At 68.9% G+C, this 19,417-nt stretch carries 17 protein-coding genes; 7 read left to right on the forward strand and 10 right to left on the reverse strand.

What is annotated here, in order from left to right:
• Positions 1-10 precede the first annotated feature (10 nt).
• Together guaA and HPO96_RS18480 are read right to left on the reverse strand one after the other, a co-directional pair.
• Entirely contained in the window at positions 11-1,561 is a 1,551-nt protein-coding gene (guaA, locus tag HPO96_RS18475; protein WP_337796705.1) for a glutamine-hydrolyzing GMP synthase, read from the reverse strand.
• A gap of 42 nt (positions 1,562-1,603) precedes the next feature.
• Entirely contained in the window at positions 1,604-2,488 is an 885-nt protein-coding gene (locus tag HPO96_RS18480; protein WP_171674747.1) for a hypothetical protein, read from the reverse strand.
• Between the two features lie 153 nt (positions 2,489-2,641).
• Between HPO96_RS18480 and HPO96_RS18485 the strand changes: the two genes are divergently transcribed.
• Genes HPO96_RS18485 through HPO96_RS18510 form a run of 6 tightly spaced genes read left to right on the forward strand, consistent with a single transcriptional unit; the run spans position 2,642 to position 8,303 of the window.
• On the forward strand, positions 2,642-2,899 hold the full coding sequence (locus HPO96_RS18485; protein ID WP_171674748.1) for a hypothetical protein: 258 nt from the start codon (positions 2,642-2,644) through the stop codon (positions 2,897-2,899).
• A gap of 3 nt (positions 2,900-2,902) precedes the next feature.
• Entirely contained in the window at positions 2,903-5,434 is a 2,532-nt protein-coding gene (locus tag HPO96_RS18490; RefSeq protein ID WP_171674749.1) for an FtsK/SpoIIIE domain-containing protein, read from the forward strand.
• Positions 5,431-6,705, forward strand: coding sequence for a hypothetical protein (locus HPO96_RS18495; protein ID WP_171674750.1), 1,275 nt, complete (start codon positions 5,431-5,433; stop codon positions 6,703-6,705). Before HPO96_RS18490 ends, HPO96_RS18495 begins: the two co-directional genes overlap by 4 nt.
• Entirely contained in the window at positions 6,705-7,256 is a 552-nt protein-coding gene (locus HPO96_RS18500) for a hypothetical protein (RefSeq protein WP_171674751.1), read from the forward strand. Before HPO96_RS18495 ends, HPO96_RS18500 begins: the two co-directional genes overlap by 1 nt.
• Positions 7,253-7,588, forward strand: coding sequence for a hypothetical protein (locus HPO96_RS18505; protein WP_171674752.1), 336 nt, complete (start codon positions 7,253-7,255; stop codon positions 7,586-7,588). Before HPO96_RS18500 ends, HPO96_RS18505 begins: the two co-directional genes overlap by 4 nt.
• A 1-nt stretch (position 7,589) precedes the next feature.
• The gene (locus tag HPO96_RS18510; protein WP_171674753.1) at positions 7,590-8,303 is read left to right on the forward strand and encodes a hypothetical protein; all 714 of its coding nucleotides are present in this window, start codon (positions 7,590-7,592) and stop codon (positions 8,301-8,303) included.
• Here the strand turns inward: HPO96_RS18510 and HPO96_RS18515 are convergent.
• The 8 genes from HPO96_RS18515 to HPO96_RS18550 form a co-directional block, all read right to left on the reverse strand.
• Positions 8,300-9,340: a cytochrome P450 family protein gene (locus HPO96_RS18515; protein WP_202886157.1), complete on the reverse strand. Its 1,041-nt coding sequence runs from the start codon at positions 9,338-9,340 to the stop codon at positions 8,300-8,302. The two genes, HPO96_RS18510 and HPO96_RS18515, sit on opposite strands and share 4 nt — an antisense overlap.
• Positions 9,337-9,999, reverse strand: a complete 663-nt coding sequence (gene bioD / locus HPO96_RS18520) for a dethiobiotin synthase (RefSeq protein WP_171674754.1) — start codon at positions 9,997-9,999, stop codon at positions 9,337-9,339. Before bioD ends, HPO96_RS18515 begins: the two co-directional genes overlap by 4 nt.
• Entirely contained in the window at positions 9,996-11,117 is a 1,122-nt protein-coding gene (locus tag HPO96_RS18525; protein ID WP_171674755.1) for an aminotransferase class I/II-fold pyridoxal phosphate-dependent enzyme, read from the reverse strand. The genes bioD and HPO96_RS18525 overlap by 4 nt, the downstream gene beginning before the upstream one ends.
• Positions 11,111-12,403 carry an adenosylmethionine--8-amino-7-oxononanoate transaminase gene (locus HPO96_RS18530; RefSeq protein WP_238355320.1) on the reverse strand — a complete coding sequence of 431 codons (1,293 nt, stop codon included), beginning with the start codon at positions 12,401-12,403 and terminating at the stop codon, positions 11,111-11,113. The genes HPO96_RS18525 and HPO96_RS18530 overlap by 7 nt, the downstream gene beginning before the upstream one ends.
• A 113-nt stretch (positions 12,404-12,516) precedes the next feature.
• Positions 12,517-12,708, reverse strand: coding sequence for a biotin synthase auxiliary protein BsaP (gene bsaP / locus HPO96_RS18535; RefSeq protein ID WP_171674757.1), 192 nt, complete (start codon positions 12,706-12,708; stop codon positions 12,517-12,519).
• Positions 12,708-13,703 carry a biotin synthase BioB gene (gene bioB, locus HPO96_RS18540; RefSeq protein ID WP_171674758.1) on the reverse strand — a complete coding sequence of 332 codons (996 nt, stop codon included), beginning with the start codon at positions 13,701-13,703 and terminating at the stop codon, positions 12,708-12,710. The genes bsaP and bioB overlap by 1 nt, the downstream gene beginning before the upstream one ends.
• Positions 13,704-14,276: 573 nt before the next feature.
• Positions 14,277-15,977, reverse strand: coding sequence for a GMC oxidoreductase (locus tag HPO96_RS18545; protein WP_171674759.1), 1,701 nt, complete (start codon positions 15,975-15,977; stop codon positions 14,277-14,279).
• 168 nt (positions 15,978-16,145) lie between these two features.
• On the reverse strand, positions 16,146-17,738 hold the full coding sequence (locus tag HPO96_RS18550; protein ID WP_171674760.1) for a succinic semialdehyde dehydrogenase: 1,593 nt from the start codon (positions 17,736-17,738) through the stop codon (positions 16,146-16,148).
• 204 nt (positions 17,739-17,942) lie between these two features.
• Here HPO96_RS18550 and HPO96_RS18555 point away from each other — a divergent pair, with 204 nt between their 5' ends.
• Positions 17,943-19,412, forward strand: coding sequence for a hypothetical protein (locus tag HPO96_RS18555; protein WP_202886159.1), 1,470 nt, complete (start codon positions 17,943-17,945; stop codon positions 19,410-19,412).
• Positions 19,413-19,417 lie beyond the last annotated feature (5 nt).

Raw genomic sequence — 19,417 nt, forward strand, 5'->3', positions numbered from 1 at the left:
CCCCCGGGGGTCACTCCCACTCGATGGTGCCCGGGGGCTTGCTGGTGATGTCGACGGTGACGCGGTTGATCTCGTCGACCTCGTTGGTGATGCGGGTTGAGATGCGCTCCAGCACGTCGTACGGCAGGCGGGCCCAGTCCGCCGTCATGGCGTCCTCGCTGGTCACCGGACGCAGGACGACCGGGTGGCCGTACGTGCGGCCGTCGCCCTGGACGCCGACCGAGCGGACATCGGCCAGCAGGACGACCGGGAACTGCCAGATCTCCCGGTCCAGACCGGCGGCGGTCAGCTCGGTGCGGGCGATCAGGTCGGCCTGGCGGAGGATGTCGAGCCGCTCCCGGGTCACCTCACCGATGATGCGGATGCTCAGGCCCGGGCCGGGGAACGGGTGCCGGTAGACGAGCGACTCGGGCAGGCCGAGCGCGATACCCAGCTCCCGCACCTCGTCCTTGAACAGGGTGCGCAGCGGCTCGATCAGCGAGAACTGCAGGTCGTCCGGCAGGCCGCCGACGTTGTGGTGCGACTTGATGTTCGACGCGCCCGCACCGCCGCCGGACTCGACGACATCCGGGTAGAGGGTGCCCTGGACCAGGAACTCGATGTGCCGCTCGGCGTCGAGTTTGCGCGCGGTGGCCTCGAAGGTGCGGATGAACTCGCGGCCGACGATCTTGCGCTTCTGCTCCGGGTCCGTGACGCCGGCCAGGGCGCCGAGGAACTGGTCCTCCGCGTCCACGACCTCCAGCCGCGTGCCGGTGACGGCGACGAAGTCCTTCTCGATCTGGTCGGACTCACCGGCCCGCTGCAGACCGTGGTCGACGTACACGCAGGTCAGCTGGTCGCCGATGGCCCGGCTGACCAGCGCAGCGGCGACTGCGGAGTCCACACCGCCGGACAGCGCGCACAGCACCTGCTTGTCGCCGACCTGCTGCCGGATGAGCTCGACCTGCTCGTCGACGACGTTCGTCGTGGTCCAGTCGCCCTTGCAGCCCGCGATGTCGTAGAGGAAGTGCTCCAGCACGGCCTGACCGGCCTGCGAGTGCAGCACCTCCGGGTGCCACTGGACGCCGGCCAGCCGGCGCTCGACATCCTCGAACGCCGCCACCGGCGCGCCCTCGGTCGTGGCCAGCACGGCGAAACCCGCGGGCGGCGCGTGCACGGCGTCGCCATGGGACATCCAGACGTTGAGGTCTTCGGGGACGCCGGCCAGCAGCGTGCCCGGCTCGCTCACGGTGACCGGCGTCCGGCCGAACTCACGCAGACCGGTCTTGCGGACGTCGCCGCCCAGCGTCTGCGCCATCGCCTGGAAGCCGTAGCAGATGCCGAACGTGGAGACGCCGGCGTCGAACAGCGCGGAGTCGATCCGCGGCGCACCCTCGGCGTACACCGACTGCGGCCCGCCGGACAGGATGATCGCCTTCGGCTGCCTGGCCAGCATCTCCTCGACCGGCATCGAGTGCGGCACGATCTCGGAGTACACCTTCGCCTCGCGCACGCGGCGCGCGATCAGCTGGGCGTACTGCGCACCGAAGTCAACAACCAGGACCAACTCATGCTCAGTCACGGTCAAAGGGTATCGGTGCAGGTCAGCGGGGCTGTAATCAGCTCAGCTCGGCTTCTGCTGCTCCACGTTGTGCGCAGTCAGCGTCGCCGTGTACGCCGGCCCGCGGCGCGGGATCGTCGACTGCTCCAGCTCACCGGCGGGGCAGGCCTTCTCGGTGCGGTCGACGCTACCGTCAGGCCACTCGATCAGGACATAGATGCAGTAGCCATCGGCCAGATGGTCGGTCCAGGACAGTCGCAGCTCCCGGCGGCAGTCCTCCAGCTTGGCCGTCCCCATGGGGGCTGACAGCGAGTTGTAGACGGTTGCGAAGCGCTCCGCGCACCCGTCCGAGTCTGGGTTCGACAGGTCCGGCCGGCCGATCAGCACCTTCAGCTCGTTCGCGTCGCGAGCCACTGCGACCACCCTGAAGCGCTGCGTGGCGACGACGAGCAACGCACCGACCAGGACCGCCACCGGTAGCAGCAGCCAGAGCCGCCGGGACCGCCGGGCTGGCTGCACCGGCGGTGCTTCAGCCGCGGCCGGTGTCTCCTCGACCGGCTCCTCGGTCGCATCGGGCTCTTCTACCGGCGCGACCGGCAGACCGGCTGTCACAGCGATGCCGTTGCGCCAGTTGAGCCAGCTGTAGACCTGTCGGCGCACCTCCTCCGGAGTGTCACCCCGGAAGCGCAGACAGGCGGTCACGTACGCCTCGACGAAATCGGCCTGTGGCAGCACCAGCGGCCGCTTGTCGCTGGCGAACTCCGACAGCGTCGCCGGGCTCAGCTTGAGCCCGGTCGGCGCCAGCTTGGTGATCAGCACGCCCGCCTTCGGGTCACCGACCTCCACCCGCAGGTCGCGCAGCCGCTGCCGGAACTCGCGGGTCAGTTCGACTGCGGACCGAACGTCACCGTTCGGCGGCCCACCCGAGCCCCGGCCCTGGTCGTCCATGACTTTCTCTCCATCTGCTGTTTCCGCTGGTCAGGCCAGGATTCGGCGGAGTGTTCGGCGGCTGTTCGGCCGAACACTTGCGGCCGAATCACCGCACTGATTCTCTCACCGTGCGTAATCACCCAGTCCTGCCGGAGAGAGGAGATCGAGAGTATGTCGGTCCAGGAGGTCAAGGCCGCAATCACCAAGGCGAACGCCGAGTCGTCGGCCGGCGCGGCCACGCTGAGCCGGTCGAGCGCCAAACTCGACGAGGCGCTGACGATGCTGAACCGGGCCGCCGAGGGCACCGGGCACGAGCTCATCGGCCAGGCCCAGACCGCGCTCCGCGCCGCCAAGGCGAGTATCGAGGAGGCCCGGAAGGCGATCGCCCGATCGCAGGAGTCCGCGTCGACGTACGCGCGGTCGATCTGACCGATGTCCACCGTCGGTTGGGAGAGCCAGGACGCTCTCCAGCAGATTCATCGCGGACTCGCCTGGGCGCGCGGCAGTGTCCGGCAGCAACGCGACGCCGGTCGGCTGCCGGTCGCAGTGGACCGCACGCGGCACCTCGTCGGGTCGGTGGATGACGTACTGCGCACACTGCCCGATGCAGCAGTGGCAGCGTGGTCCCAGACGACCGAGTTCGTGCAGACAACCGTCGTACCGGCCCCGCCCCTGCGGATCGGTACGACGCGCATCGGGTTGGGCGCGGACGGCGTCATCGACCTCCCGATCCTGGTACCGCTGCTCGGCGCGGGACATGTGCTCGTCGGACCGGCTCCCATGATCGGTGCGCCGCTGGGGCAGGTCTGCCCTGAGGAGACGGCACAGATCGTCGACAACCTAGTGCTGCGAGCGCTCGCCACCACCAGCCCGGGGCAGCTCGTGGTGATCGGTGACGGCTGGCTACCCCAGTTCCTGAACCGGGACGACGCTTACGACCACGGGCTGTGCTTCGACATCGATCCGGCCGACCCGGCCCAGGTGGACAACCTCCTCACCCGGCTGCGCCGCAACATCGAAGAGGCGTCCGGTCCGCCGGACAAGTACCGGCTACTCATCATCTCCGAACTCGACCGGCTCGCTGTGAGCCAGCGCGAGGAGTTCCTCTGGCTGCTGCAGGCAGGTCCCGCTGCCGGGATCCACGCGATCGTGATCGACAGCAGGCTGCCACCGCACCTTCCGGTCGAGTACATCGAGGTCGCACCCCAGCGGGTCCGCTGCGCAGTGGCTGGGCCGCTACTGGAGGTCCGTCCGGACGGTCTGCCGCTTCCGGACGCCCCTGCGATGACTGCGCTCAATGCGCGGATCACTGGCGGCGGACTGTCCGCACTGCAACTACAGCCGAGCCACTTGTGGCACGCACGATCGGACTCCGGCCTCGCAGTGGCGATCGGGGACGCCGGCGGCCGGCCCCAGCCGCTACGACTGGGCGACAGCCCAGCCCACGCTCTGATCGGCGGCCGTACCGGCTCCGGCAAGACGAACCTTATTTACGGGCTGATCCTCGGCCTGACGACGAACTACTCCCCCGACGAAGTCGAGCTGTACCTGCTGGACTTCAAGGAAAGCGTGTCGTTCGCCTCCTTCGCGCGAACCCCCGGTGCGCTGCCGCACGCCCGCCTCATCGGTGTGCACATCAACTCGGACCGTGAGTTCGGTCTGGCCGCACTGCGGGACCTGCACCGTCAGCTGGGCGTTCGGGCGGCCGCGGTCAAGGCCCACGGGGTGGTCGACCTCCGTGGTCTGCGGGCAGCAGACCCCAACGGCCGGTGGCCGCGGATCGTAGCCGTCATCGACGAGTTCCAGATCCTGCTGGCCGGATCGGACCGGATCACTGCGGAGGCCGTCGACCTACTGGAAGATCTGGCCCGCCGTGGCCGGTCGTTCGGCATTCACCTCGTTCTGTCCAGCCAAGTGGTCTCCGGGATCGATGCGCTGTTCGGACGACCCGCACTGGTCGCACAGCTCACCCTGCGCGTGGCGCTGCCCGGTGCGCAGCGAGTGCTCGCTGACAACAACCCGGCCGCCGAACGGCTTCAGCCGTACCACGCCGTGCTCAACGACGAGACCGGACTGCGTGGGCACGACCGCGTCGTCCGGCTCCCGCATTTCGACGAGCCGACGCTGCAGACTGTCCAGGACGAGCTGGCGCGCCGGGCGCCGCATGCGCAGCCGGTCGTCTTCGACGGCTCAGCCGTCCCACCGCTCGACGATGCCGCCGACTTCCGCACGCTGGCGCCACGCGCTCCCCGCGACTGGACTGTCCTGCTCGGCCGGTCCTTCGACGTGGCGGACGCGGCCGCAAGCGCGCGGCTCGCGGCCGGCCCGGCGCGGAATCTCGCGGTGATCGGGACCAAACCGAGCGAGGTGTACGCCGTCCTCGGCGCGGCCGTTCGCTCATTGGCTCGCCAGGTGCCACCCGGGGCCGCCCGCTTCAGCCTCTTGATCGGAGGCACCGATGCGGAGCCCGAGCTCGCCACGCGGCTGGCCGCTCTGCTCGACGGACACGAGGTCGAGGTGGTTGCGCGCGACGCGGTCGCCGACTTCGTCGAAGCCCTGGCAGCCCGTAGCAACGAGCTGGCCACGGGGGCAGGGGCAGCACCGCACTTCATCGTGTTCGTCGGCGTGGACGCCGCCGGTGCCGTCCTGCGGCGATCCGGCGACGGCCGGACCGGCCACGAGCAGCTGCGACGGATCCTGCTCGACTCCGCCGAGACCGGGATCCGGCTCCTCGGCTGGTGGCGCAGCGTGAACCGGCTGAAGGACGACCTGAGCGACTACGACGCCCGCCTCGATGAGCAGATCGGGCTCTGGGTTGCACTGGATGCTCAAGGCAACGATCTGTCCGCGCTGACCGGTGGCGAGCTGGTCAGCTGGAGCCCGCGGCCGCAGCGGGCGCTGTGGTTCGACCGGTCCGTGCACGACCGCCCGCAGCCGATGATCCTGTTCGGAGTGAACCGATGACGCTCCCGATGAACCACTACCGCGCCGCACTGGCCGAGCTCGGCCAGTCCGATCACGTCGTCCAGGTCGACGACCGGGTCGACGCGCTCTGGCAGCAGGCCGTGCAGGTCTTCGGCCCCGGGCTCGACGACCAGCAGCACGCGCTGCTGCCGATCGTCGTCAGCCCGGACCTGACCGCGCCGCCTGACCTCGACATCACCGCACAGCTGGACCGGATCGAGCGCCACGTTCGAGGGGACCAGCCCGAGCCTGCAACACCCAGCCGCTGGCACTCCGCGCGCTGGACGCTGACCGTCTGGCTCGGCGCCGCACTGCTGACCGCGCTGCTGTTGGGGATGACCGTGACCGGATTGACCGTCGTGCCGGCGTTCGTCCCGGCTCTGGTGGTCGGCGGGTTGTTGCTGCTCGCCGGGCCGGGCCGAGTACCGGGATGGATCTGGGCGCTCGGTCTGGCGTCGCTGTCGCTGATCCTGCTGAGCGGTTCGCCTCCGTCCGACCCATCTCCCCTGCCGGTCCAGCCGCAATGGTTTCTGGGCGTGCTGTTCGTTCTGTTGGCCGTCGGCTTCGCGCGCGGGCTCCAGCTGTCCGGACGCCGTCGGCTGGCGCGGAAGGAGCAGGTCACTCCGGCTGAGGAGCTGGCGGCGGAGCGCCGTCCGCTGGAGTTCCTCCTGACGCTGAGCCTGTTCGGGGCAATGACGGCCGGTGCTGAGGTCGCCGTGCTGATCATCATCACCTCAGTGCTCGGCCTGCTCCGACGCCGCCCTTGGACGAGTGTGCTGGCTGCTGTGACCGCGCTGCTCACCTTGCTGATCAGCATCCGCGATGCCGGCCGGGGGTACGACCCGGACTGGGCGCATCCGATCGTGATCGCAGCGCTGGCCGCGTTCTGGGCCGTCGCTACTTGGTACCGCCCCTGGCGGCATCGTCTGAGCCGAACAGAGCGGATGCTGTCGCTCGCCGGCCGGACTGCGGCCGCCGGGTACCGCAGCATCGGCGTACCGGTCTTCACCGCTGCACCAACGCAAGCGCCCGTGCAGCAGGCAGTGCCTGACAAGTACCCGAAGGGACAGTTCGGGCGGTACTGCGCCAGCTGCACAGGGACGACGGCACACGTCTCACGTGGGCTCTCTTCTCCGCAGTGCGTCCAGTGCGGCAGCCGTGCGGCTGGTGGTAGCGCGGGCGATCGCACCTACCCCGACTACTGCGCGCCCTGCGGCGGCACCACTCCACACACCAGCCGCGGCTGCGTCGTCTGCCCCGGAGGCCGCTGATGGACGAGAACGGGATGGACGACGTCCTGGGTGACCTGGAACGGGTCGCCGAACTCGCCTGGTCGGCGTTGATCGGCATCGGCCAGGTCGAGAACGGCTTGGCGGCAGCCGCGAGCCGGCTGCTCCGCACACTCGACTCCGACCGCGACCACCTGCTACGCAACGCGCATCGAGAGCTCTCCCCGAAGCACACCACTGAGGCTCAGGGGCACATCCGCACCGCCCGAAAGGCGCTCCAGGACTACGGCGTCTCGGTCGCACCGAACCGGTTCTCGTCCTTGTCGGACCTCGACGATGTGACGAAGACCGAGCACTCGTCCTACGTCCTGATCCAGAAGCACCGCGACAAGCCGCCGACGGTCACCTGGGTCTGCGATGCGCAAGGCACCTACCAGGAGACCGGCTACGTCGCACCGAACGCGACGTCCGATGTGGTCGTGACGAACCCGCAGCCGTCCGACCTGCACGGCGACAAGCTCACTGTGGCCGCGATCATCGCCGGAGTCGTCATCTCCACCCTCATCCAACGCCTACGAGGGGACAAGCGATGACGCTGCTCTCCGAAGTACTCACAACCCGCGAAGTACTCGGCTACTGCACCGAGCAGAGCGCAGCGGACTGGCCAGACGCGGCAGCGATCACCAGCGCGCTGGCGGCGGCCGTCGGACGCCGGTGGCCTGCCGACGACCTACAGGCGATCGCGGACTACGCCCGGACTGGGGTCGCGGCCGCTGCGACCGCGATGCCGCCGCTGTACGCCGAGGCTGTGCTGCGGGCCGCCCGGGGCGAGACCCACCTGCTGATGGGGCTGCCCCGCGAGTACCACCTCACCTGGTCGGTCGAGCTGCTGGTGCTGCTGACCGCCGACGAACAGGAGCAATGACGTGCAGACACCGTCCCGGGTCCAGGACCTGCTGGCCCGGCACCCTCGCCCGACCGCACCAGCTCAAGCGCCGTGGGAGATGTCGGCGTCCAGCTTGATCACGCCGTTCCTGCCCGGATCCCTGACCGCGCCGGCAGTGCTGGTCAATCGGCTCGGCCGGATCCACCTGTCGCCGTACGGGCTCGCCATCGATCAGAAGGCAGTCATCCCCTGGCAGCAGATCGCCCAGGTGCACACGAGACCTGCGTTCGAGCTGGTCACCGAGACGCTGATCGAGCGGGCGCTCGCCAGGGCGACGTTCCTGATCAAGCTGCCCGGCAAGGCCTGGGCAACGGATCTGGTCGCGCAGAAGGCGCGGGACGCGGTCATGTCCGTGCTGCAGGTCGCTCTGTCGGGTAACGCGCCCAGCCTGGCCTTCGACCTGCCGGTCGCGGTGGTGCATCAGAACGGCCGCAAACAAGCCGAAATGAACCCTGGCGTGTTGTCGACGGCGCTACTGGCGCTGCCTGGTGTCTCCGAGGCGATCCTGCACACCGCCGCGCTAAACGCAGTCCCGGTGATCCGGCATCCAGCGCAGACCTGGGTACATGTTGATCGCGCCGCTCAGCTCGTTGCCGACCGCATCCGCCGGCTGACGACCGGAGCGGTTGAGGAGGCACCCGCACTTCCCCCGCAATTGCCGCCGCTCCGGCGCGGCCGCGAGTACACCGGCTAACGCACAACGAGGAGTCGCCGCGGCGCGCGGAACGACAGCAGGTCGATCATTGGCGGCTCCTCGACCAGGCGACTCTCGCCGAGCAGCTCTTCGGCGCACTCCAGCGCTACGCGAGTCTCGAGGCGGGCCAGACCGGCGCCTAGGCACCGATGGATTCCGACACCGAAAGCTAGGTCTGCCGATCCGCCGCGGCCGCTGAGGCCAAGCAGCACGGGAGCACCGGCCGGCAGTTCCGCCTCACCTACTAGGGCCGCCGTGGAGGTAACCCGACGCCAGGTAGGCACGGACGACGCCTCGCGGAGCACGCCTTCCACGTCGGCCAGCTCCTGCCCGACAGAGCGCTGGAATGCGGTCGAAATGAGCTGGGTGGTCGTCTCCTGCCCGGCGATCAGCAGGAAGTAGCCGACCGCACACACCTCTTCGTCGGTCAGCCCCAGCGCGACCAGTACGCCGAACAGGTCGTCACCCCCGTCTTGGCGGGCAGCCGAAGTCCGGGTTCGCAGCCAGGCGTAGAACTCTGCCGCGCTGTGCGCCAGCTCCAGCTGCCGGTCCGCGTCGGGCCAACCCCAGAACAGCTCGAGAGAGTCGAGGCTCCAAGCCTTGAGAGCTGGTACGTCGACGCCGGTCAGACCCAGCAAGTGCATCAGAACCAGAGCGGGTGGCTCTGCTGCCACAGCTGCCACCAGGTCGACCTGCCCACCCGCAGCGAGTCGAGCCCGCGCTGCGGCCACCCGGTCCGCAGTCAGGCGGCGCGTCAGCGGCTCAACGGCCGCGACGCGCGCTGGGCTGAAGAAACGCGCTACCGCAGCCCGAATCGGCCGGTGCGACTCCCCCGCGTTATTGGCCAGCGCCGGCGGCAACGCAAAGCCCACTGCCGATAGCACTCGCAGGGCCTTCACTGACAGCGGTGTGTGCGCCAGTACGGCGTTGTCCGGCCGGAACGTCTCCGGGTCGAGTAGCACGCCACGTGCCTGAGCTGGGTCGTCGACGACCCAGTACCCGAGCTCCTCGTCGTACCGGGCCGGACAGCCGGTCACGCGAACCAGCCGGGCACTGCCTTCGTAAAGGTCTCCTGGTCGTAGTCCCCGGCGCCAGCCGGGATCCGCGCCAGCACCGGGAGGCCGGTGGTCGCGGGCAGGTCCTCAAGGTTGCAGCGGTCGGCCAACTCCGGCTCGGCGGGCCAGGAGCCGATGATGAGCCCCTCGACCGGCAGACCTCGCGCCCGCAGCGCCTCGACCGTCAGACCGGTATGGCTGAGCGTGCCCAGCCCAGCGCGGGTCACGATCACGAACGTGTACGGCTGAGTCAGATGCTTGGCCAGATGGGCCAGCGTGCCGCCATCGGCGTCCAGACCGACCAGCAGACCACCAGCGCCCTCGACGATCACGCTGTCGTGCGCCGCGGCCAGACCGTCAACGGACTTCGCGTGGATCTCGGCCGAGGGCAGCGGCACCCCCTCACGCCGCGCAGCCGTCGTTGGCGCGAGCGGATCGCGCAGCCGGACGCCCTCGAACAGCGCGGTGATGCCGGTCAGCCGATTGACGTCGTCGAGGTCACCCGGGTCGTTCGGACCGACACCTGTCTGCGCCGGCTTCACGACGGCGACCGTGCCCTTCGCGGCAGCGCGCACGGCGAGGGCAGCGGTGGCAACAGTCTTGCCGACGCCGGTGTCGGTACCGGTGACGATGGTGATCATGAGACCTCGCTGATGACTCGGGAGATGACGGTGCAAGCGCGGGTGAGGTCGGCGTCCGACAGACCGGCGTGCGCGGTCAGTCGAAGCCGGCTGATGCCGTCCGGCACCGAGGGCGGTCGGAAGCTGCCTACCAGCACGCCATTGTCCCGGCACAGCTCGGCCGCGCGGACAGTCTCTCGCGGACCGGGCATCGGGACCGAAACGACTGCACCCGTCGCAGCCGGTACGCCGCACACCGCAGCAAGCCGAGCCGCGGCCGAGTGGATCGCCACCGGCCGCTCCGGCTCAGCGATCAGCACACGCAGCGCGGCCAGAGCCGCAGCGCAGGCAGCCGGGTTGAGTGCGGTGTCGTAGATGAACGGACGCGACCGGTTGATCAGATGCGACCGCAACACCTCAGGACCGAGTACGACGCCGCCCTGCGCGGCCAACGCCTTCGACAGCGTCATCGTGACGATCACGTGCTCCAGCCCAGCGAGCCCGGCCGCATGCACCGAACCGCGGCCACCGCCGGTGACCCCAACCCCGTGCGCCTCATCCACCAGCAGCACGGCGTCATTCGCACGCGCAGTCGCGGCCAGCTCGGCCAGCGGCGCTGCATCGCTCAGGACGCTGAAGACGGACTCGGTGACGACGACCGCCTGCGGTTCGTTGCGCTCAGCAAGCACTTTGGTCACCGCCTCGACGTCGTTGTGCGGGACGATCTCCACCCGCGACCGCGCCAACCGGCCTGCGTCGATCAGGGACGCATGCACGTGCTCATCGGAGACCAGCAACGTCCCCGGCCCGCCCAGCGCCGTGACAACACCCAGATTGGCCAGATAGCCCGAGGAGAACACCAGCCCGGCCTCATGCCCCGCGTACGCGGCCAGAGCCGACTCGAGCTCTTCGTGGAGCGTCGTCGTCCCGGTCACCAGGCGGGACGCGGTCGCACCGGTCCCCCAGCGGCAGACCGCCTCTGCAGCGGCCTCGATCAGCCGGGAGTCGCGGGAGAGGCCCAGATAGTCGTTCCCGGCAAGGTCGATGACATCCTCGTCGGCGCTGCGGGCTCGCAGCCGCCTGTTCAGCCCACGGGACTCGAGCGCCGCGGCCTTCGGAGCCAGCCAGTCGTTCAGCACCCGACCTCCCGCACCGCTTCGGCGATAGCCGTCGTGATGGTCGCGATGTCGTCGTCCGTGCAGACGTACGGCGGCATCGTGTAGACGAGATCGCGGAACGGACGCACCCAGACCCCGCGGCGCAGCACGGCGTCCGTCATCCGCACCATGTCGACCGGACCGCCCAGCTGGACGACTCCGACCGCGCCAAGCACTCGAACGTCCTTGACCCCTGGCAGCTCGGCAACAGGAGCCAGACCGGCCGACAGCCCCGCGGACAGCTCGGCTACTCGGACAGCCCAGTCCCCAGCGAGCAACAGGTCGATGGATGCCAGCGCGACCGAGCAAGCCAGCGGGTTCGCCATGAAGGTCGGGCCGTGCATCAGCGCACCACCTGGACCGTTCGAGACGGCCTGTGCGACCTCCGCCGTACAAAGCATCGCTGCGAGGCTCAGATAGCCACCAGTGAGCGCCTTGCCGATGCAGAGGATGTCCGGATCGATCCCGGCATGCTCGGAGGCCCACAGCGTCCCGGTACGCCCAAAGCCGGTCGCGATCTCGTCCAGAATGAGCAGGAAGCCGTGCTGGTCCGCCAGTTCACGCAGCACCCGCAGACAGGCCGGGCTGTACGGATACATGCCACCGGCACCCTGCAGGATCGGCTCGACCACGATGGCCGCGATCTGGTCGCTTTGCTGCTCAGCAACCGCAGCCATCGCCGCAGCCCAGGCCAGGAACTCCGGATCGTCGTCCGGACGGTCGAAACCGGCAGGTGGCTGCGGACCGAACACCTGCTCCTGCAGTGCGCCGGTGAACAGCGAGTGCATCCCGTTCACCGGGTCGCAGACGCTCATCGGCGCGAAGGTGTCTCCGTGGTAGCCACCGCGGACTGTGAGCATTTTGGTCCGCCCGACGCGGCCCCGGGCCACCTGGTACTGCAGCGCGATCTTGATCGCGACCTCGACCGACACCGAGCCGGAGTCGCAGAAGAACACATGCTCCAGCGGCGCGGGCGTGATCTCGACCAGCCGCTCGGCCAGCCGGATGGCCGGCTCATGCGTCAGCCCGCCGAACATGACATGGCTGAAGTCGTCGACCTGGTCCTTCAGCGCGGCATCGAGCACCGGGTGCCGGTAGCCGTGGATCATGCACCACCACGACGCCATGGCGTCGATTGCCTCGACAGTTCCGCCGGAACCGTCGTCCAGACTCAGACGGACGCCGGAAGCGCCGCGGACCAGCCGCACCGGGGAGGGCTCGGCCAGCGACGAGTATGGATGCCAGAGAAGCTGGGCATCCCGCTCCAGCCACCCACCGACCGACACATCCTCCACGGGCAACCACGGTAGACGCTGGTCTGCCGCTGCGGGGCCACGGGTGCCTGAGATGTGAACAACATGTTCACCCTGTAGGCGAGCGACTACGAGCTGGTCAGAGTGCCGTGTACGGAGCAGCGCGCGCTCCAGCCCATCGGGTGGACCTGGACGACCATCCGGCGCCGGCACTCGGCGCAGTAGCGCGGCGGCTCCATCGCCAAGGCCCGACGGCAGTCCTCGTGACTGCCGTCGGCCTGCTCACGGCCACAGTGGCCGCAGTAGACGAGCGTGGTCATCACAGGGTCTTCTGGAGTTCCTTGACCGGCATCTTGAGTTCGGCGAGCAGATCGAGGTCCGCGGTGGCCGGACGGCCCAGCGTGGTCAGGTAGTTACCGACGATGACCGCATTGATACCGCCGAGCAGCCCTTCGCGGGTGCCGAGGTCGCCCAGGGTCAGCTCGCGCCCGCCGGCGTACCGGAGCACGGTGCGCGGCATGGCGAGCCGGAATGCGGCGATGGTGCGCAGCGCGTCCTTGCCGCCCATGATCTCCATGTCGCCGAACGGCGTCCCCGGACGCGGGTTCAGGAAGTTCAGCGGGACCTCGTGCGGCTCCAGCTCGGCCAGCTGCGCGGCCAGCTCGGCGCGCTGCTCGAGCGTCTCGCCCATCCCGACCAGGCCGCCGCAGCACAGCTCCATGCCGGACTCCTTGACCATCAGGCAGGTCTCCCAGCGCTCCTCGAAGGAGTGCGTGGTGACAACGTCGCCGAAGTACGATCGGGCCGACTCCAGGTTGTGGTTGTACCGGTGCACACCCATCGCCTTGAGCTCGTCGACCTGCTCCTGGGTCAGCATGCCGAGCGAGCAGGCGATGTTGATCTCGACCTCGGCGTTGATCGCCTCGATACCGGCCTTCACCTGCGACATCAGCCGCTGGTCCGGCCCGCGGACCGCGGCGACGATGCAGAACTCGGTGGCGCCGGTCTTCGCGGTCTCCTTGGCCGCCTCGACCAGCTCCGGGATGTTCAGCCAGACCGACCGCACCGGCGAGGTGAACTGACCGGACTGCGAGCAGAAGTGACAGTCCTCGGGGCAGCCGCCGGTCTTGAGCGAAATGATCCCCTCGACCTCGACCTCCTCCCCGCACCACTTCACCCGGACGTCGTGCGCCAGCGCCAGCAGCTCCTCGAGCCGGTCGTCCGGAGTGTTCAGCACCTCGACCAGCTGCTCCTGGGTCAGGCCCGTGCCCTGCTCCAGAACCTGCTCGCGTGCCACGTCCAGGATGTCGCCCATGGTTCTCCTGCCTCAGTCGTCCGGTCGGCTCACACTAAGCCAGCCGGCGGCGATCGGGCTGCGGGGTGCGTCACGTGGAACAAACCGGGGCCGAGTGCCACAGGCACGCTCTGCGACCGTCCGGAACGGCTCGGAGAAAGTTTTTTGGAATTTCTGCGGAACCTCGTAACCCCCTGTAGATGGGCTCGTTGATGTGTGCAGAGGCGGTTACCGCAAGGAAGACCGCCACCCGGTGACAAAGAGCAACGAGCGCCGATCATTACGATCAGCACGCGGAGTGATCACAACCACTCGGTAGGGCTCGAAACTCTGGAAATCGGATGTAAGGTAGTTACCAAGAGCTCGGGTCGCCAGCCATGGTTGGTGACCCGATCCCAAAGCGCCGGGCGCCTCACCCCGGCTTGAGTGAGCCCCTCGGGAAACGATTTGGGCGGAAACGTTCCCGAGGGGCTCGCTCCCTTTTCTGGCCATTGTTCGGCATTTACCTCAGCCTCCTCCGGGCTGAGGTTTTTTCATTTCATCGGGGTTTTCCCGGCGTGCGGTAAATCACGTCGATGGAACATCAGGACTGCGTTACGGATTCGTCACAGCCTGTTTCGGAACGACCGGCAGCCGCAAAGCGCCCGGGGCCGCGGCCGGCACGACCGGGCTCGTCGGCGGCACCGGGGCCAACCGCCGGTACGCGGTGCCGAGCGCCGGCCGGGTGTCCGCCTCGCCCTTGTTCGGCCAGAACGACAGCGCCCGCTCGGCCTGCGCGGTGATGGTCAGCGACGGGTTCACGCCGAGGTTGGCCGAGATCGTCGACCCGTCCAGGATGTGCAGGCCGTCGTACCCGTAGACGCGGTGGTAGGGGTCGACGACGCCGGTCGCGGCCGAGTCGCCGATCGCGCAGCCGCCGATGAAGTGCGCGGTCATCGGCACGTTGAACGGCTCGCCGATCGTGCCGCCCGGCGTCCCCCTCATCACCTTCGCCATCCGGCGGATGACGTCGTTCGCGACCGGGATCCAGGCCGGGTTCGGGGCGCCGTGCCCCTGTTTCGAGGTCAGCCGCCAGCGGCCGAGCCGGTCCCGCTTGCCGAAGGTGGTGATCGAGTTGTCCGCGGTCTGCATGACCAGCGCGATGATCGTCCGCTCGGACCAGTGCCGCAGGTCGTACAGCCGGCGGATGTTCTTCCGCTGCACCCGCAGCTCGTGCAGCCAGGTCCGCCAGCGCGGCCGATCGCCGTCCCCATCGGTGAGAACGGTCTGCAGCAGCGACATCGCGTTGCTGCCCTTGCCGTAGCGAACGGGCTCGATATGGGTGATCTCGTCCGGATGGAACGACGACGTGATCGCCACGCCCTTGGTGTAGTCGACGTCCTTGCCCATCGCCATCGCACCCAGCAGGGACTCGGAGTTCGTCCGGGTCAGCACGCCCAGCCGCTGCGACAGCCGGGGCAGCTTGCCCTCGTCACGCAGCCGGTGCAGGAGCTTCGCCGTACCGATCGCGGACGCCGCGAAGACGACCTGATCGGCAGTGAAGCGGCGGACGATCTTCCGGTTTGCGGTGTGCCGAGTGACGACGAGGTAGCCGCCGCCGGGCCGCGGCTCGACCGACGTGACGGTGGTCAGCGGGAAGACCTCGGCGCCGGCCTTCTCGGCCAGGTAGAGGTAGTTCTTGGTCAGCGTGTTCTTCGCGTTGTGCCGGCAGCCGGTCATGCACTCGCCGCAGTCGATACAGCCGGTACGCCGGGGCCCGGCGCCGCCGAAGTACGGGTCCTCGACCTCGACCCCGGGCTGACCGAAGAAGACACCGACCGGTGTCGGATGGAAGGTCTCGCCCACGCCCATGTCGTCCGCGACCTGTTTCATCACCTGGTCGGCGGGCGTGAAATGCGGGTAGGTCGCGACGCCGAGCATCCGCTTGGCCTGGTCGTAGTACGGCGCCAGCTCACTCTTCCAGTCGGTGATGTGCGCCCACTGCCGGTCGGTGTAGAACGCCGGCAGCGGCTCGTACAGCGTGTTCGCGTAGACCAGACTGCCGCCGCCGACACCCGCGCCGGACAGGATGATCACGTCCCGCAGCGCGGTGATCCGCTGGATGCCGTACATCCCCAGCTTCGGCGCGAACAGGAACCGCTTGGTGTCCCACGAGTTCTTCGCGTACGTCGCGTCCTCGAACCGGGCCCCGGCCTCCAGCACCGCGACCTTGTACCCCTTCTCGGTCAGCCGCAGCGCGCTGACCGAGCCGCCGAAACCCGACCCGATGACGAGGACGTCGTAGTCGGCAGCCATGGCATCAGTGTCCCGTCTGCAGCGTGGCTCGAGTGCCAGCGGTGTACAGGTGCGTGCATCGGGGTGCTTGGTCAGTGGCCTCGATGCGGAGCATCGTGGGCGCTGACCAAGTGCCGCGAGGTGCGTGCATGGGCGCCGCTGGCGCCGAGCCACGCTGCAGACGGGACACTAGGCCCGTCCCAGTTTCTTCAGGACTCGGAGGGCGCCGGTCATGAGCTCGGCGTAGGTCTCGTCGGGGATGCCGTGGGAGGCGGCGATCGGGAGCAGGCGCTGGGTGGCGATCGCCTGCGGATCGACGTACCGGCGGATACCTTCGGCGCCCTGGCGGCGGCCGAGGCCGGAGGCGCGCATCCCGCCCATCGGGGTGTCGATCGAGCCGAAGGTGGCCGCGTAGCCCTCGTTGACGTTGACCGTGCCGGCGACGAGCTGGGCGGCGATCGCGCGGCCGCGGCGGGCGTCGCGGGTGTAGACGCTCGCGTTCAGGCCGTACTCGCCTTCGTTGGCCCGCTGGATCGCCTCGGACTCGTCGGAGAACCGGTAGATCGAGACGACCGGGCCGAAGGTCTCGTTGTCGAAGCACTCCATCGCCGGCGTCACACCGGACAGGACCGTGGGCTCGTAGAACAGCGGGCCGATATCGGGCCGCGCCTTGCCACCGGCCAGGACGACGGCGCCCTTGGCCTTGGCGTCGTCGACATGCCGGCTGACGGTCTCCAGCTGGTCCTTGGAGATCAGCGAGCCCATGTCGACGTCCCAGCCGGTGCCGGCCGAGAGACGGAGCTTGTTCACCCGGTCGACGAAGGCGGTGACGAAGGCGTCGTACACCTGATCGGCGACGTACAGGCGCTCCATCGAGACGCAGAGCTGGCCGGCGCTGGCGAAACAGGCGCGGACGGCGCCCTCGGCGGCCCGGTTCACGTCGGCGTCGCGCAGCACGAGCATCGGGTTCTTGCCGCCCAGCTCCAGGCTGCAGCCGATCAGCCGCTCCCCGGCCTGCTTGGCGACCAGCCGGCCGGTCTTGGTCGAGCCGGTGAAGCAGATGTAGTCGGTGTTCTGGATGATCGCGCCGCCGACGGTCGGGCCGTCGCCGTTCACCGGCACCCAGGCCTCCCGCGGCAGGCCGGCGTCGTACAGGAGCTCGATCGCGCGCAGCGCCGTCAGTGGGGTCTGGCTGTCAGGCTTGTGCACGACGGCGTTCCCGGCGAGGACGGCGGGCAGGCCGTCGGCCATCGCCATACTGAGCGGGTAGTTCCACGGCGAGATGATGCCGACGACGCCCTTGGGGACGTAGCGCTGCTCAGCGCGGGTCAGCACCGGGAACATGCCGAGTTTGCGCTGCGGGTCGAGCAGTTCGTGCGCCTTGCGGCCGTAGTACCGCGCGGTGAGCGCTACGTGCGCCACCTCCTCGAAGGCCTGCTTGCGGGCCTTTCCGGACTCACGGATGACCAGATCGACCAGCTCGTGCCGGTGGTCCAGCACGAGGTCGTGGTAGCGCAGCAGGATCGCAGCGCGCTCGTCGAGCGGCACACGGCGCCAGGTCGACTGCGTACGCCGAGCCGACCGCACGGCGCCGAGTACGTCGTCCGGGCTGGACACCGGCAGATCCGCGATCGGCTGGCCGGTCGCGGGCGCATAGGAGGTCCGGGTACCGGCGGTCGCCCGCAGCAGCCCCGACAACCGCCGGATGACCGACTGGTCGGTCGCGTACGACGCGGTCGGGTCGAGCTCCGGGTCCGCGGGAATCGACGTCTGCTCGCTCATTCCTCCACCTCGCTGGCGCTCGGTTCCGGCCTGAGCGAGTGCTCGGCTGTTCTGTCTGTTCGCTCGCTCCGCTCGCTCATTCCTCCAGGCTACCTGCCAGTAATAGCGGGTGTCAGTACCGAAATGCGCATCGTGTCCCACTGCACGTGCAGATGCATTGCCCTAGGGTTGACGGTTGAACCTTCGAAGGGGTGGAAACGCGAGATGGTGGACAGCGGGGGGCTTTGGACGCCTCCTGAGGACGAGCTCGGTGAGGCGCTGCAGACAGCCCAGGTGCTGATCGAAGAGGGCCGGGCGGATGAGGCCGGGCCGTATCAGCAGCGAGTGATCGAGCTTGCCCGGCAGCGGGCCGAGGAGCAGCCCAATCACTACGAGGCCAAGCATCTGATGGCCGCGACGCACTACGAGCTGGCCGGCTCGCTCAACGCCGCGGGCCGCCATGAGGAAGCGCTTGCCGCGCTCCACGAGGCACAGCTCGGCTACACCGAGCTCAGCGACGCCGGAGTCCTCGACGCGACGTCGTACCTGGCAGACATCAGGGCGCGGCGCGCTATGACCCAGGCGCACCGCGGTCGCGGCGCCACCGCCGTACTGGAGATGGACGGCGCGGTGATCGCGTACGGGCAGCTCGTCGGCGGTGAAGAAGGCCTGCGGCACCAGCCGGACTTCGCGCGCGTTCTCGCGATGAATGCGCTCATTCTGCGCCGGTACGGCGATCCGGCGCTCGCGGTCGCGTCTGCGGACGCAGCGACCCAGCTGTTCCTCCAGCTCGCGGATCAGATCAACGAGAGCCCACAGTCGCTGTCTTACGCGCGCTACCTGTGTACGGCGACCGCAGTGTCGGCCGACGTCCATGCAGCGGAGGGCAGGCTCGATCTGGCCCTGGAGGCGGATGAGATCGGCCTCAACACTGCTGACACCCTGGCTGACTCGGACTCCGCGACCGACATGCGCACACTGGTCGCCGCACTGACCCGCAAGGGCAAACACCTCGGCATCGTCGGTCGCATCATGGAGGGCGAGACCTGCCTGCGGACGGCGTTCGACACCGACGCGGAGACCGCGGCCCGGGTCACCGAAGAGCTGGAGCGCGGTCTGCCGCTGACGCTGGTCGCCGCGCTGGAGAACGCCGAGATCAAGCTCGGGCCCTACGAGCAGTACTACCGGCTGCTGGCCCTGGCTGAGCCGGCTCCGGGTATGACGCTGGCGACGGTGTCTGGCCGCACCGACCCGGAGTCAGCCTGTGTGCGGGCGACTGAGCTGGCTGAGCTCATCCCGGCCCTGCTGATTCAGGACTCCCACACTGCGATGACGCTGGGCCTGGAGGCGCACTATCTGTTCGCCATCTCGTCGGAACGCGAGTCACAGCGGATGCGCTACGAGACGAGCACCTACGCGCCCATCTGGGCGAAACTGCTGCTCGACATCTCCGGAGCCGTCCACGAGTCCGGCCGTACCGAGCTGGCGCTGGACCTGGCCGGCTGGTGCGCGGAGGTGGCGACTGCCCTCATCCCCTTCACCGACGACCAGCCGGAGATGAAGGATCTGGCCGCTGCCTGCTACCGCCAGCACGGCGACCTCCTGGCCGCCACCGGCGACCTCACCGCATCCCACCACGCCCACGAAGCCGCCCAACAACTCCTGGTCGGCCCTGAGCGCCGCATCGGCGGTTAGTTCTT

Origin of the sequence: Kribbella sandramycini, from assembly GCF_013131805.1 — a bacterium.
In the GTDB taxonomy this organism is placed as follows: domain Bacteria; phylum Actinomycetota; class Actinomycetes; order Propionibacteriales; family Kribbellaceae; genus Kribbella; species Kribbella sandramycini.